A 15022-nucleotide genomic window follows, 5' to 3' on the forward strand; every position below is an offset into this window, starting at 1 on the left:
TCGCCGTGCCTTGGAACCAAAGGGCGCGAACGAGGGCGCGTGCTAACATTGATTGTTATTCCATCCCGACATCCAGCAGCAAGCTAATGAACACCGAGACGTTTTCCACGCCACCCCACACGCTTGTGATTGCGTCGCGAGAGAGCCGCCTTGCCATGTGGCAAGCCGAGCATGTGCGATGTGCGCTGCACAAATTATATCCATCTTGTGACGTAAAAATCCTCGGAATGACTACGCGTGGCGATCAGATTCTCGATCGCACGCTGTCGAAGGTGGGTGGTAAAGGGCTGTTCGTGAAAGAGCTCGAAGCCGCGCTCGCCGATGGCCGCGCCGACCTCGCGGTGCATTCGCTGAAAGACGTGCCGATGGAGTTGCCCGCCGGTTTCGCGCTGTCCACCATCATGGAGCGCGAGGACCCACGCGACGCGCTCGTGTCCAATCAGTACGACTCGCTCGCCGCGCTGCCGGCCGGTGCCGTGGTCGGCACCTCGAGTCTGCGGCGTGAGGCGATGCTGCGCATGCGCTATGCGCATCTCGACGTGCGGCCGTTGCGCGGCAATCTCGATACCCGACTCGCCAAGCTCGATCGCGGCGACTACGCGGCGATCATTCTGGCCGCGGCCGGGCTGAAGCGGCTGGGTCTCGCCGATCGCATCCGCGCGCTGCTCGATCCCGAGGACAGTCTGCCCGCGGCGGGCCAGGGCGCGCTCGGCATCGAGATTCGCGCCGATCGCGCGGACCTCGTCGCATGGCTCGCGCCGCTGCATCATCAGCGCACGGCGGCGGCCGTCGAAGCGGAGCGCATGGTATCGCGCGCGCTCGGCGGCAGCTGCGAGGTGCCGCTCGCCGCCTACGCAACCTGGGGCGATGGCGCGCTGCATCTGCGCGCCATCGTCGCGACGCCGGACGGCCAGCGCGTGCTGAGTGCGCAGGCGTCGGCGCCGGCGCCCACCGTAGAACGCGCGCTCGCGCTCGGCGAGGAAGTGGCGCACTCGCTCGTGCAGCAGGGCGCCCTCGACATCGTCCGCGCGCTCAGTACGGCGAGCGGTCCCGCGGCCGCGCCCGGCGCGGCGGCCAGCGAGTGATGGCCGCCGTCTCGCCCGAGAAGGCGCCCTTCACGGTCGTGATCACGCGGCCGGCCGGCCAGTCGAGCGAACTCGTCGAACAGCTCGAAGCAGCCGGACTCGCGTCGCTCGACTTCCCGCTGATCGACATCGCGCCCGTCATCGACGACGCGCCGTTGTGCGCCGCGCTCGCGTCGCTCGAACGCTACGCGCTCGTCGTGTTCGTGTCGCCGAACGCAGTCGATCACGCGTTCGCGCGCCAGCACGATATCTGGCCGCATGCGCTGCCGATCGGCGTGGTCGGCCCGGGCAGCGTGCAAGCGCTCGCGCGCCACGGCGTCAGCGCGCCCGAGCATCGCGTGATCAGCCCCGCGGCGGGCGCCGACGACGAATCGACGAGCTTCGACTCCGAGAGCCTGTTTGCCGCAATCGAGGCGCAACTCGGTGCCGCGGGCCTCGAAGGCAAGCGCGTGCTGATCGTGCGCGGCGACGGCGGCCGCGAATGGCTGAGCGAGCGCCTGCGCGAAGCCGGCGCCGAAGTCGACGCGGTGGCCGCTTACCGGCGCACCGTGCCGGAGCCGTCGATCGGCGCATGGGCGCGCGTGCACGAACTGCTCGCGGGCACGCCGCACGCATGGCTTCTGACCAGCTCCGAAGGCGTACGCAATCTGCACGAACTCGCGCACGAGCATCTGACCGCCGGCGAGATCGAGCAGCTCAAACACGCGCCGCTCGTCACGCCGCATCCCCGCATCGCGCAGACCGCGCGGGCATTGGGTTTTGATAGGATTACGGTGTCCGGCGCGGGCGACGAGCGCATAGTCCGAGCCCTCGTTGCCGCGGCCGCCGTGCCTCCCGTCGTCCAACCGGTATCGTCCAACCCGGCTCAACCACGCATGACTGAAACGAACGCATCCACGAACGCCTCACCTCAGCCGCCCGCAAGCGCCGCCTTGCCGCCGAACCAACCCTTCACGCCGTACGAAGCGCAAAAGCGCCGCAGCACGAGCGGACCGCTGTTGTGGATTGTCATCGTGGTCATCGCGTGCGCGGCGGGCGTGGGCGGCTTCGCGATGAACCGCAAGCTGGTGCGCACCGAGCAGGAACTCGCGCAGCGTCAGCAGGCCAACGACACGCAGACCAACGAACTGCGCATCAAGATCGACCAGGCGCTCGCCACCGTGCATCAATCGGACTCGCAGGTCGCGCAGCTCGAAGGCAAGCTCGCCGATGCGCAGGCCGCGCAGCAGGCGCTGCAACAGCAATACGCGGATCTCGCGCGCAATCGCGACGACTGGACGCTCGCCGAAGTCGGGCAGATGCTGTCGGCGGCGAGCCAGCAGTTGCAGCTGACCGGCAATACGCAGCTCGCGCTGTTCGCGTTGCAAAGCGCCGATACGCGCCTCGCGGCGTCGGACAGTCCGCAGGCGATCGCGGTGCGCAAGGCGATCGCGCAGGACATCGACAAGCTGAAGGCGGCGCCGTCCACCGATCTGACCGGCCTCGCGATCAAGCTCGACAACGCGATCGATCACGTGAACGGCCTGCCGCTGTCGGGTGAAGCACCGATTCCGCGTGCCACGCCGCATGCGGCCACGTGGGCCGACACCGCGAAGGTGGCCGCGGCCACCGGCAAGCCGCGCTGGGAAGTGTGGATCGACGAGGTCACGCACGGCATCGGCGAACAGCTGACGAGCCTCGTGCAGGTGCGCCGTATCGACAACGCCGACGCGATGCTGGTCACGCCGGATCAAGGTTACTTCGTGCGCGAGAACCTGAAGCTGCGTCTGCTGTCGGCGCGTCTCGCGCTGCTGTCGCGTAACCAGACCACGCTGAAGTCCGACCTGCAGGCGGCGCAATCCGCGTTGACGCGCTACTTCGACGCGTCGTCGAAAGACACGCAGACGGTCATCGATCTGGTCAAGCAGGTGGACGCCGGATCGGCCGCGGTCGAGCTGCCGAACCTCGATACGAGCCTGCAGGCCGTCAATCAATACCGGAACCGGGGTTAATCATGGCGATCCGGGGACTCCTATGGCTCGCGGCGCTGTTCGCCGTCGCGGTCGTGCTCGCGGTGGGCGGGCGCTTCGACGCGGGGCAAGTGCTGCTGATCTATCCGCCGTACCGCGTCGACATGTCGCTGAACCTGTTCGTCGTCGGGCTGGTGGTGCTGTTCATCCTGGTCTATGCGCTGTTGCGCATCATCCGCAATATCTGGCGCATGCCGCAGCGCGTCGCCGCGTACCGCGCACGCGCGCGTGTCGCGAAGGCGCACGCGGCGTTGCGCGATGCGATTGGCAACCTGTACGCGGGGCGTTTCTCGCGCGCGGAAAAGGCCGCCAAGGACGCGCTCACGAATGGCGACAACAAGGGCGCGGCCGGTTTGATCGCGGCGACCGCCGCGCATCGCATGCATGAGTACGCGCGGCGCGACGAATGGCTCGCGCAGATCGACGAAGCCGACTGGCAGGACGCGCGCCTGATGGCCACCGCCGACATGCGCGCCGACGGCCGCGACGCCGACGGCGCGCTCAATGCGCTGACCGAGATGCAATCGCAGGGCGCGCGGCGCATTCACGCGCAGCAAATCATGCTGCGCGCGCAGCAGCAGCTGAAGAACTGGGGCGAAGTGCTGAAGCTCGTGAAGACGCTGGAGAAGCGCGAGGCGATCCATCCGGCGGTCGCGGTGCGGCTGCGTCAACTGGCGGCGGAAAATCTGCTGCGCGATCGTCGCCACAATGCGGACGCGCTGCTCGAACTGTGGAACGCGCTGTCGGCGACCGAGCGTCATTCGCCGCGCCTCGCCGACACCGCCGCCGAACTGCTGGTCGCGCTGAACCGTCCGCAGGAGGCGCGCAAGATCGTCGAGGAGGCGCTCGCGCAGAACTGGGATGCGCGCCTGTTGCGCTGCTATCCGGACACGGCCGGCGGCGACGCGTTGCCGCTGATCCAGAAGGCCGAGGCGTGGCAGAAGGACCGGCCGGAAGACGCGGACCTGATGTTCGCGCTGGGGCGCCTGTGCCTGCATCAGCAGTTGTGGGGCAAGGCGCAGTCGTTCCTCGAACGCGCGCTGAAGCTTGCCGACAACGAGACGCTGAAGATCCGCTCGCATCGCGCGCTCGCGCGTCTGCACGAGCAGTTGGGCGATACCGACAAGGCGAGCCAGCACTATCGCGAGAGTGCGTTGGCGATGAACGTGACGTGAGTTCGGCGTTTTCGGCCATGCGCTGAAGCGCGCAAGCCTCGGAAACCGCTACCTGACGGCCGCAGCCTCGTGCTGCGGCCATTTGTTTTTCCGGCGGCCGGCGATCCGGCGGCCGGCGATCCGGCGGCCGGCGTCCCGGCGGCCGAGCGTGCGCTGGACTCGCGCGCAATTCGCAGATCCCCAGCTCGAATCGTCGGGACTGCGCTTTGCTTCACCACCTCACTTGATGCGCAACCTCGGAGGTGTTCAAAGTGGCCAGCGACGCTGTGACGGTGCAAACCGAGACCCGCAGCGGCGACGTCGAGCGCAAGGGCGTCGTCGTCATTACAGGGGCAAGTGCCGGCGTGGGGCGCGCGAGTGCGTCCGAATTTGCGCGGCAGGGCTACGACGTTGGGCTCATCGCGCGCGAGCCGCGACGGCTCGCTCGTGCCGCCGAGGAGATCGCCGCGACCTATGGCGTGCGCGCACTCGCCATTCCGGCCGATGTCGCCGATGCCGACGCGATCGAGCGCGCGGCGCAGCGTGTGAAGCGCGAGTGGGGCGGCATCGACGTCTGGGTCAACGTCGCGATGGCGACCGCGTTTGCGCCGGTGTCGGCGCTCAGCGCGCGCGATGTCGAACGCGGCACGCAGGTGACCTATCTGGGGCAGGTCAACGGCATGCTGGCGGCGCTCCCCGTGATGCGCGCGCGCGGGCACGGGACGATCGTCAATGTCGGCTCGGCGCTCGGGTACCGGTCGGTGCCGTTGCAGTCGATCTATTGCGGCGCGAAGTTTGCCGTGCGCGGCTTCACCGATTCGTTGCGTTCCGAGTTGCTGCACGACGGAGTCGATATCCATCTGACGATGGTCGATCTGCCCGCGGTCAATACGCCGCAATTCGACTGGGCGCTCAATCGCACGGGGCGCAGGGCACGGCCGGTGGCGCCGGTGTTTCAGCCGGAAGTGGCGGCACGGGCGATCTACTTTGCGGCCACCCATCGGCGGCGGCAGGTGTGGATCGGGTGGTCGACGGTCAAGGCGATCCTCGCGAACCGGATCGCGCCGACGCTGCTCGACCGCTATCTCGCGCGTGCGGGTTACGACGGGCAATTGACCGATGAACCGTTGCCCGCCGATGCGCCCGCGAATCTCTACGAGCCGGTGCCGGGCCACTACACTTCGCATGGTCGCTTCGATGATGAAGCGCGTGCGTACTGCTGGCAGATGTTCACCGATCTGCATCGCAATGCGGTGTACGGCGCGGCAGTGATGGCTCTGGCGGGGGGCGTCGCGTGGCTGCTGAGGCGCCAGCGGCCCTGATGCGCGGCCGGTGGGCCTCATCCCTGTCGCCGACGGAATGTCTGGACTATCCTTCGAATGACGGTATCGCCCACAAACCGTGGTGCGGCGTCCTCGACTACGAACATTCCAAAAATGGAAGCGGACAGGCCAGTTCCTCACAAAGAACAGACTGCTGTAAGCAGGGCGCGCCGCTGGATGCGCTGGCTACCGGGACTGACGGTGCTCAAGACGTACCGGCTGAGCTGGTTGCCGAACGATCTGACGGCGGGACTGGTACTGACCACGATGCTGGTGCCGGTTGGGATCGCTTACGCGGAGGCGTCCGGCGTCCCTGGCGTGTACGGCCTCTACGCGACGATCGTTCCGCTGTTGGCGTATGCGCTGTTCGGTCCGAGCCGGATTCTCGTGCTCGGTCCCGACTCCGCGCTCGCCGCTCCGATTCTGGCGGTCGTGGTGCAAATCGCTGCGGGCGACCCGTCGCGCGCGATTGCGGCGGCCAGCATGATGGCGATCGTGTCCGGCCTGTTCTGTATCGTGATGGGCTTGTTGCGGCTGGGATTCATCACTGAATTGTTGTCGAAACCCATTCGATACGGCTATATGAACGGCATTGCGCTCGCCGTGCTGATCAGTCAGCTGCCCAAACTGTTTGCCATCTCAATCGAAGAGCGCGGGCCATTGCGGGACATCTTGAGCCTCGTGCAGGCCATCGCCGATGGCAAAGCCAACTGGTATAGCTTCGCGGTGGGCGCTGGAAGCCTCGTGCTGATCCTGTTTCTCAAGCGCTTCGAAAAGCTGCCGGGCATCCTGATCGCCGTGATCGTTGCGACGTTGTGCGTAACCGCGTTGCACCTCGATAGCATTGGTGTGAAAGTGCTCGGCAAGATTCCTCAAGGCCTGCCGACCTTTGCGCTGCCGTGGGTCACCGACGCCGATCTGGTCAAGATACTGCTCGGCGGCTGCGCGGTCGCGCTGATCTCGTTCGCGGATACCAGCGTGCTGTCGCGAACTTTCGCGGCACGTTTTCGCAGCCGCGTCGACCCCAATCAGGAGATGGTCGGGCTCGGCGTGGCCAATCTTGCGGCCGGCCTGTTCCACGGCTTCCCGATCAGCAGCAGTTCGTCGCGCACGCCGGTCGCCGAGGCGGCGGGTGCGAAGACGCAACTGACGGGCGTCGTCGGCGCGCTGGCGGTCGCGGCGCTGCTGATGGCCGCGCCCAATCTGATGCGCTACCTGCCCAACAGTGCGCTCGCCGCGGTCGTCATCGCGGCGGCGATCGGTCTGTTCGAGATCACGGACCTGAAGCGGATTTTCCGCATCCAGCAATGGGAGTTCTGGCTGTCGATGGCATGCTTTGCCGGCGTCGCGGTGTTCGGTGCGATTCCCGGCATCTGCTTCGCGGTGGTGATCGCGGTCATCGAATTTCTGTGGGACGGCTGGCGACCGCACTACGCGGTGTTGGGTCGCGTCGAAGGTTTGCGCGGCTATCACGACTTGCAGCGCTATCCGCAGGCCCAGCGAATCCCCGGGCTCGTGCTGTTTCGCTGGGATGCACCGCTGTTCTTTGCGAATGCCGAGCAGTTTCAGGAGCGCCTGCTGCAAGCCGTCGCCGAATCGCCGGCACCGGTGCGGCGTGTGGTGGTGGCGGCCGAACCGGTGACGAGCGTGGACGTCACCTCCGCCGACATGCTGCGGGAACTGACGCGCACGCTCGACGAGCGCGGGATTGCACTGCACTTTGCAGAGGTGAAGGATCCGGTTCGCGACAAGCTCAGACGCTTCGAGCTGACCGATCTGATTGGCGATGCGCGCTTTCATCCGACGGTGAGCAGTGCGGTTGATAACTATGTCGAGGGGGTTGGGAAGGAATAGTATTCAGACTTGGAGCTGGGTCACCGGAGAGCCGGCATGCGCCTGCCGTCCGCTTCTAAAACGCCTGCGAAAACGGTTTGGGACCGCGCCAGTTCACGTCCGCGGCATACCGTGATCCTGTGTTTCGCCGTGGTATTCGTTGTCACGTTGATTCTTGCTGTACACCAATATTTTCTCGTACGTGCCCGGGAGCTCGATAACCGTTCGCATCGGCTCGAGATTCAGGCCAGGGTTCTCGATGTCGCGGTCCGCGATAACAGGCAGCACTTGCAGTTTCTTCGCGAGAGTGCCGAGCGGCTCCTTGCGGACCGGACAGCACAGCTCGATCGAACGCCGGATGCCTCGCTCCAGGCGGTACTCCGGGCGCAGGACGAGCGCGTCTGGGATCTTCAAGTCCGCGATATCGACGCCCCCATTCGGGGTATCGGCACACAGCAGCTCGCGGTGACTCCTGGTTTGCACCGTGACGAGCCCGCATTTGTCGAGGACCTGCGGCTCGCCCAATTGATGAGCCGGCTGCTCGCCATGCAATTGCAGATGGGCACGGGGCTCGAACGCGCGGTATACGTCTCGCCGACCGGTATCGTGGTCGCTCACCCAACCATTGACGACGACGAGGTAGTCCGGCTGTTGCAAATGTACGGCAGCTCGCGCCTGCTACAACTGGCCAACCAGAACCCGCTCGACTATGACGTCACGTTCGATCCGGTTCGCGGGCGCAAGAACCCGGCAGGACCTCGCCTGCTGTTTGGGACACCGGTGATGAGTAACGACGTGGTTCGCGGCCTCATATTCTTTGTGGTCCCGCAACGCATCGTTCAGGACTATCTGTGGAACAACACCACAGCGGATGAAACTCACGCTCTGATAGACCCGAGCGGGATGCCAATTGCAACGAGCGGAAGTACTTTCTCGGTCAATGATGAGAATTGGCTGAAGACTCTGCCGGCGCAGTGGAACACGCTCTCTGCTTCCACGCTGTTTCGGACACCCAGCGGAACGTTGAGTCCGGGACAGGACTTCCTGCTCTTCAGAAAGCTGGATACGGCAGATCTCGTATTGACCGATTACGTATCCGCTGCGACCGTATTCTTCTCGGTCGTTCGCTTGAGCAGCGCGCTGTTTGCCGGGGTGTGGATACTGATGGCATTGCTTCTCTGGGCCACTCTTTTTGTCGTCGACCAGCTTCTTTCCACGCAGATGGCACTCAACGGGCGGCTGCGGGAATTGTCGCTCGCGGACCCCCTGACCGGTCTCGCGAACCGCCGCCGTTTGAATGAGGAATTCGACGCACTTTCACGGCGCAACGACGAGCGCCGCATCGCGCTGCTGATGATCGATGTCGACCATTTCAAGCTGATCAACGACAACTGGGGGCACGCTGCCGGAGACGAGGCCCTGAAGCACCTGGCCAACGTCGTCAGGATTGCCGTGCGCCCGGGGGATCTGATGTCACGTCTGGGTGGCGAGGAGTTCTGTGTGCTGCTGCCCGATACGACCGCGGACGACGCGGCCCGAATTGCGGAGCGCGTGCGCGAGGCCGTCGCCCGCAACCCCTGCGTCCTTCAGGAGACGCAATTAACCCGCACCGCGCCGGGCCGTGAGATATGGTTCACGATATCGATCGGGGTGGCGGAGAGTGTCTCGGATAACTGCTTTGACCTCGAGGGGTTGATTGCGGTCGCGGACCAGCGACTGTACGCCGCGAAGGCGAGTGGGCGAAACAGGGTGGTGGCAAGCGAGTCCATGCAAAGCTGAAAATGCGAATGTCGTCTCTGTACATGCGGCACTTTGCCACTTGCTGTTCAAGACGGGCTCTATTCACGGTGTTGCCGTTTCAATGCGGAATAGCCACGCTTGAGGAGAACGTCCATCAGGACCGGCGTTTTGGGTTCGTCCGGCGCCGGATCGTTCGGGTCGGGGTCGCCGAAAGCAAATTCGACGTCCACCGGAAATCGGCTCGTCGGCAGATTCGAAGCACGATAGCGATAGCTATGCAGCCGAATCTGCGGTGGCGTCGTTCCCATATCGTTGCCGGGCCACCGGTCGCCGTTGCCGTCGACCCAGTAGCCGAGATCGACATGGAGGAGGTCTTCCAGCGTCGAGCGGCTAATGTCTGTCAATAGCGGACTGAAACGGATCGTGAAGTTCAGCACGACTTGCTTGACCTTCGTGCGGTCGGCCGAGGGGTCGAGCGGATCGGGGATCACAACTACGATGATGTCCGTCCGCGGGAATGCCGGATTCTCGAAGGAATACTTCGTAACACCTACCACGCCGCGCTCAGGTCGCGCCGCAAGAATGCGGCCGAATATCGTATGCGCGGGATCGAAGGGCTGGTCGTCCCGCAGGATCGCCATTGCTGTGGTCAATATCCTGAATGCCATGTCGCGCTGGGCGTCGGTCACAGTCGGTCTCATCTCAGTTCCTGGCCCCGACGGTCCTGAGGGCGTCAGCGTACTGAGCTGTGCATGTACCTGGGTTGCGAACGAGAGGATCACCAGGATTGCGCCCGTAGGCCTGAACCACTTCCGCGCGCCGTGGCGCGTTGCCACCTGCTGTTCAAGACGGGCTCTATTCACGGTGTTGCCGTCTCAACGCGGAGTAGTCACGATTGAGGAGAACGTCCATCAGGACCGGCGTTTTGGGTTCGTCCGGCGCCGGATCGTTCGGGTCGGGGTCGCCGAAAGCAAATTCGACGTCCACCGGAAAGCGGCTCGTTGACAGATTCGAAGCACGATAGCGATAGTGATGCAGACGAACGTGCGGCGGCACTGTCCCCATATCGTTGCCGGGTCGCCGCTCGCCGTTGCCGTCGATCCAGTAGCCGATATCGACATGGAGGAGGTCTTCCAGCGTCGAACGGTTAATGTCTGTCAACAGTGGACTGAAACGGATCGTGAAGTCCAGCATGACTTGCTTGACCTGCGCGCGGTCGGCAGAGCGGTCGAGCGGATCGGGTATCACAACTACGGTGATTTCCGTCCGTGGGAACGCCGGATTCTCGAAGGAATACTTCGTAACACCTACCACGCCGCGCTCAGGCCGCGCTGCAAGAATGCGGCCGAATATCGTATGCGCGGGATCGAAGGGCTGGTCGTCCCGAAGGATCGCCATCGCCGTGGCCAATATCCTGAAGGCCATGTCGCGCTGGGCATCGGTCACAGTCGGTCTCATCTCAGCTCCTGGCCCCGACGGTCCTGAGAGCGTCGGCATACTGGGCCGTGCATGTACCGGGGTTGCGAACGAGAGGATCACCAGGATTGCGCCAGTAGGCCTGAACCACTTCCGCGCAGGCGTAGGCATCTTCTTCATGAATCTGGCTCCTATAGCCGGTTTCGAATTGCACCATTTTTTGAGCTGTTTCAGCGGAGACATTCAGCAGGTCACATACCTTCCTTTCAGCGCTCGGGAGATCTCGCCTGACGTACTCCCAGCCCGGCTTGTCCTGCATGCAGGAGATCAGCCAGTAGTAGTGGAATACAAGCATCCTGTGCAGACCGATGTGAACGCGGTGATCGTCGGGTAGCGGCGTGTTTCCAGCGGCCGTATAGGCCTTTTTTAGCATCGTCGACCAATACACCAAGTGGATATTCCGCAGTTCCCTGTAGTCGTCTGGAAAATGCTGAAGCAAAGAAAGCATCCAGAAGTACTGTTGGCAGTGGCGAGACTCGTGATACAGCGTGTCGGCAAATGCCCTGAGGCGGTGATCCAGCGAAGCCGGCTGGTCCATCAGTTCGACGATGCGTGCAATCTCGCTCTCGTTGACGGCGATAACCCAATCGTCACCGATAAACGCGGCACTGACATCCTGCCGCAGGGCGTACTGCGTTGCCCGCTGTGGATCGACAATCACAAGCTTTGGCATGGCACCACCATTTTCCGAGTTGGCGGCATCGCGTCGTGGCAATCCAAAGGGCCCGTCACCAAGCGCGATTTCCAATTGCGGCGTGACCGCGTTTTGAATCGTCTCTATCGAACTGGAAGTCAACGGCCACGTCACCCCGGCCCAATCGATTCCCTGCAACGCGGTTTTGATCGCAGCCGTATAAGCCTTGGTCACCGGATATTCAACATCCTTGCGCATCGACATGCCAGCCGGCGCATCAGCCCCGGTCGCACCGTTGATGAAGTGATGAAAGCGCAGACCGAAGTTCATCGGATCGCATGAAACGAATTCGGGCGGCTTGTCTTCCGTCGTCGCGCTTTGATTGGGAGAGGCCACGGCCTTTCCTGCGACCCTGGCGGTGCGCTTCTCGGCGTTGGGCACTGCGCCCGCAAACGGCTCGTTCGCCTCCCTGATCACCGCGCCTCTGCTCACCGCAATAACCTTGTCCGGTTCACTCGCGGCGAACAGTTCAACCGTCGCGAATGCAAGAAGATTGCTGGTGACGAGACTCGTTTCTCCAAGCGCATTGGTCACGCCCTGAATCACCTGACCATCGTCGAGCGTGATCCGGTATGGTTGGTTCGGTAGTGCAAAGCCCGTAGCGTGTTCGATCAGAACATGATGCGCAGCCAGCTTGCCCGGCTTTCCGGGTGTGACCGGCACACTGACAGGCCGCGCCGCTGGCCTGTCAGTTTGATGACCACGCGCATGGACCCGATGCTCTCCATCCGTATAGACCCTGTACCCTTCCGAATTGATGACCACCTTCGTGCTTCCCGCATGGAGTACGATCTCTTTGCTGGCCATCAGATTGATCGAATCGGTTCTACTGATGATGCTGACGACCCGCTGCGCGATGACCTCGACATCATCGCTCTGCGCGTCGATTCGCACCTTGCCTGACGCGGCCTTGAGCCTGATGCCGAGATTCTGCGTGAACACCCGCACGCCGTTGATTGCCGACGCCAGCAGCGATTTCGCCGCCGCCATGCTGACGTGTCCGCCCGCAGTGAGCGCGATGTGTTCGACACTCGCCACGTGCGTGCTTTGCGCTGCGGTGAGACCGACCCCCGCCGCGCTGGCCAGCACCATGTCGGGCGCGCTCAGTTGCGGGAAGGGAAGGTCCGCACGCGCCGCGAGGCCGCGTATCGCCTCGTTCTGCGCCTTGATGGCCCGCGATACGTCGCTTTGACTGGTCTGTTGCTCCTGTGCCTCATACTGCCGCGCGAGACCCGCGAGGTTCTCGTGGATATCGCGCGCCTGCGTGAGGCGCGCCACGGTCTCGCCGAGATCCTTTGCCGGCGCGGTCGCGCCGCGACGCGCCTCCGTGGTGATCAGCATGCCTCTGTTGGCGCGCGCGACACCCCATGCGTCGGTGGCCAGTTCCCAGCCTTCACCGCGTGCCTGCTGTCGGCCGGCCTCGCGCACGACCTGCGTGTTGTAGCCCAGCACGAGGCGCGAGCGTGCGTGATCGCTGGCGAGCTGTGCCTGGAGTTGGCCCGGCGTGTCATCCAGTACGACGTGATTGGTCTGGCCGTCGCAGCCACCTTTGAGTTCACTGCTCAAGACGCCTGAAAGTGCCTGGTTATCCGGTAGCTTCCAGGGCGGCTGGTTCCAGCCATTGATCATCCGGCCCGATACGTACGGCTTGTCCGGGTCCTCTTCGTGGTAGCTGACCACGACCTCCTGACCGACTCGCGGCGGATAGATCGCGCCGAAGCCATTGCCTTGCCACGGCGACGACACGCGCACCCAGCAACTGGCGCTCTCGTTTTTCGGGCCAAGCCGGTCCCACACGAAACGCACCTTGGCGCGCGCGTATCCATCGACCCAGATCGGCTGGTGCTCGGGCCCAACCACGATCGCCGTTTCCGCCGCGCAGCGCGGCTTTTTTTTCGGCCGGTTTCTGAAGAATGTATTGGCAGGCTGAAGCACGAAGCTGGTCACGCACTGGCGCAACGCGTCGTTCGTGTCGTTCCCGGACGGCTGTGTGTTCTGCGGCGCGTTGCGAATGTCGAGCGTGGTCGATACCGCCAGGTACTCGGCGTTGATGTCGCATTGCGGATGGTTGTCGAGCCAGAATGTTTTCCCGGTTGTCAGGCCGCGCAGATTCCCTTGGCCCTTCAGACGCAGCCGGTGGCAGCGCATTGCATCGACGCGCACGCTCGCGAGGTGTTCGGCTTCATTGCGGAAGTTGTTTCGCCTACCCGACAATCCCGTCGCGCCGGCGAGCGGTTGCGAGTAGTCGCCCCAGCCGTGTTGCTCGATGTTGTCGAAGGCCCGTTCGCTGAAGCTCTCGTACTCGCCCTCGAAGTGCATGCCGGGGCGCGTGTAGTCGTAGTCGATCAGACTGACCTTGCCCGTCGTGATCTGACGCGAGACCTCGAGCCTGTGAATGTGTTCTTCGTCGACGTGCCGGCTGTCAGGCGCGTGATAGCGGATAGTGTCGTAGCCGTTGTCGTGCTGTTTGTGCGAGCCGGGCGAATCGCACAGTACCAGCGTCATTCCGTCGAACAGATAGTAGATTCCCCATTCTCTCCAGATCCGCGTGAGGAATTCGAAATCGGATTCCCACATCTGCCGGACATGGTCCCGCTTTGGGTAGCCTTCGCACAGACCGGTCGCGCCCAACTCCATCACCACCGGAAAGTGATAACGCTCCTTGAGTATCCGGTCAGTGACGTCCACTACGCTCGCGTCCTGAAAGATCCTGCTTTCGCGGTTCTTCGTGGCCAGCCACAACCAGGGGCGCACGACGAAGCGGTAATGGGCGCGCCGGTCGTCGGTGCCGGTCTGTTTCATGCCTGTGACGAGGCCCGAAATCGTGCGGCGGCCCGCGCCCACGTGTGCCACGTCACCGGGTCCCAACACCTGTTGACCGAACAATCCGTTCCCGTCGAACGCGATCGAAATGTCGATGACTTTGCCAATCAGGTTATCGGGTACGACCAGTTCCTGTGCTTGCCACAATCCGAGCGTCGGACTTTCGATCGTCGCCACATCGAGCGTGTATCGATAGAGCTTGCCCAGGGATTCGGTGCCGCGCAGGCGGAGCGGAGCCAGCAAAGGCTCATTGCCCCATGTGGGTAGTGCGTCACTGGAAAGACCTAGCGTGCGGCCCTGTGCGGGTTCGACCATGCGTGCAAGGGTGTTTCGTGGCAATCGGGAAGCGATCATGAAGCGATCAGGATCGCGCCGCAGCCCGTCCTGTCGCCGGCATGGCTGACCCGCTTGCCGTTGTGGGTTCGCTGGCCGGTCGCGATGATCGGATAGACACCGCCACACCTCGGACACTCGACGCCGTGTCCATCGAGTGCAACCGGGATGCCCATGTGCATGAGGTCTGTCGCGGCCTCGATGACCGTGCCGTCGTGCGTCGTCTTGTCTGCGAGCCGGATCATCGGCTGGCCGTTGCCGTTCTTCATCGGTCATCCCTTGTTATGTGCGAACGACAGTATCGGGAGCGGGGCAACCAGGAGCATTCGGAATTGGATGAATTTTTAGCCTATGTAGGCAATTTGTTTATTTGTCGGGCGAACGGGATCTCACGGCTTCCAGAAGAAGCATCCCCCATGCGCCGAGGCCCCGGATGAACCTGCCAACAGCGCGCTCGCCGCGATCGTCACTGCGGCGGCGCCTGGTCTGTTCGAGATCACGGCTTACGGGAATCGTTCCTGCGGGCGTTTGTCAGCCGGCTGCAGAGTGCCCA

General features: G+C 63.7%; 10 protein-coding genes. 6 read left to right on the top strand and 4 right to left on the bottom strand.

Annotated features, from left to right (window positions below):
- Window positions 1–86: 86 nt before the first annotated feature.
- From hemC to OKW41_RS44685, 6 genes are all read left to right on the top strand, one after another.
- Window positions 87–1085: a hydroxymethylbilane synthase gene (gene hemC / locus OKW41_RS44660; RefSeq protein WP_429576372.1), complete on the top strand. Its 999-nt coding sequence runs from the start codon at window positions 87–89 to the stop codon at window positions 1083–1085.
- Complete coding sequence (gene hemDX / locus OKW41_RS44665; RefSeq protein WP_429576373.1) at window positions 1085–3076, top strand: fused uroporphyrinogen-III synthase HemD/membrane protein HemX; 1992 nt, start codon at window positions 1085–1087, stop codon at window positions 3074–3076. Before hemC ends, hemDX begins: the two co-directional genes overlap by 1 nt.
- A gap of 2 nt (window positions 3077–3078) precedes the next feature.
- Entirely contained in the window at window positions 3079–4269 is a 1191-nt protein-coding gene (locus OKW41_RS44670; RefSeq protein ID WP_429576374.1) for a heme biosynthesis protein HemY, read from the top strand.
- Window positions 4270–4541: 272 nt separating this feature from the next.
- Window positions 4542–5570, top strand: coding sequence for an SDR family oxidoreductase (locus OKW41_RS44675; RefSeq protein WP_429454576.1), 1029 nt, complete (start codon window positions 4542–4544; stop codon window positions 5568–5570).
- Between the two features lie 114 nt (window positions 5571–5684).
- Complete coding sequence (locus tag OKW41_RS44680; RefSeq protein ID WP_429576375.1) at window positions 5685–7424, top strand: SulP family inorganic anion transporter; 1740 nt, start codon at window positions 5685–5687, stop codon at window positions 7422–7424.
- 36 nt (window positions 7425–7460) lie between these two features.
- The gene (locus tag OKW41_RS44685; RefSeq protein ID WP_429576376.1) at window positions 7461–9182 is read left to right on the top strand and encodes a diguanylate cyclase; all 1722 of its coding nucleotides are present in this window, start codon (window positions 7461–7463) and stop codon (window positions 9180–9182) included.
- Window positions 9183–9241: 59 nt separating this feature from the next.
- Here the strand turns inward: OKW41_RS44685 and OKW41_RS44690 are convergent, their stop codons facing one another.
- The 4 genes from OKW41_RS44690 to OKW41_RS44705 all read right to left on the bottom strand — a co-directional run bounded on the left by OKW41_RS44690 (window position 9242) and on the right by OKW41_RS44705 (window position 14738).
- Window positions 9242–9844: a hypothetical protein gene (locus tag OKW41_RS44690; RefSeq protein ID WP_429576377.1), complete on the bottom strand. Its 603-nt coding sequence runs from the start codon at window positions 9842–9844 to the stop codon at window positions 9242–9244.
- A 154-nt stretch (window positions 9845–9998) separates the two neighbouring features.
- Window positions 9999–10601, bottom strand: a complete 603-nt coding sequence (locus OKW41_RS44695; RefSeq protein ID WP_429576378.1) for a hypothetical protein — start codon at window positions 10599–10601, stop codon at window positions 9999–10001.
- A 1-nt stretch (window position 10602) separates the two neighbouring features.
- Complete coding sequence (locus tag OKW41_RS44700; RefSeq protein WP_429576379.1) at window positions 10603–14490, bottom strand: type VI secretion system Vgr family protein; 3888 nt, start codon at window positions 14488–14490, stop codon at window positions 10603–10605.
- A complete protein-coding gene (locus OKW41_RS44705; protein WP_090803518.1) occupies window positions 14487–14738 on the bottom strand; it encodes a PAAR domain-containing protein in 252 nt (83 codons plus the stop codon). Before OKW41_RS44705 ends, OKW41_RS44700 begins: the two co-directional genes overlap by 4 nt.
- Window positions 14739–15022: the final 284 nt, after the last annotated feature.

This window comes from Paraburkholderia sp. UCT70 (genome assembly GCF_050434085.1).
In the GTDB taxonomy this organism is placed as follows: Bacteria; Pseudomonadota; Gammaproteobacteria; order Burkholderiales; family Burkholderiaceae; genus Paraburkholderia; species Paraburkholderia tuberum.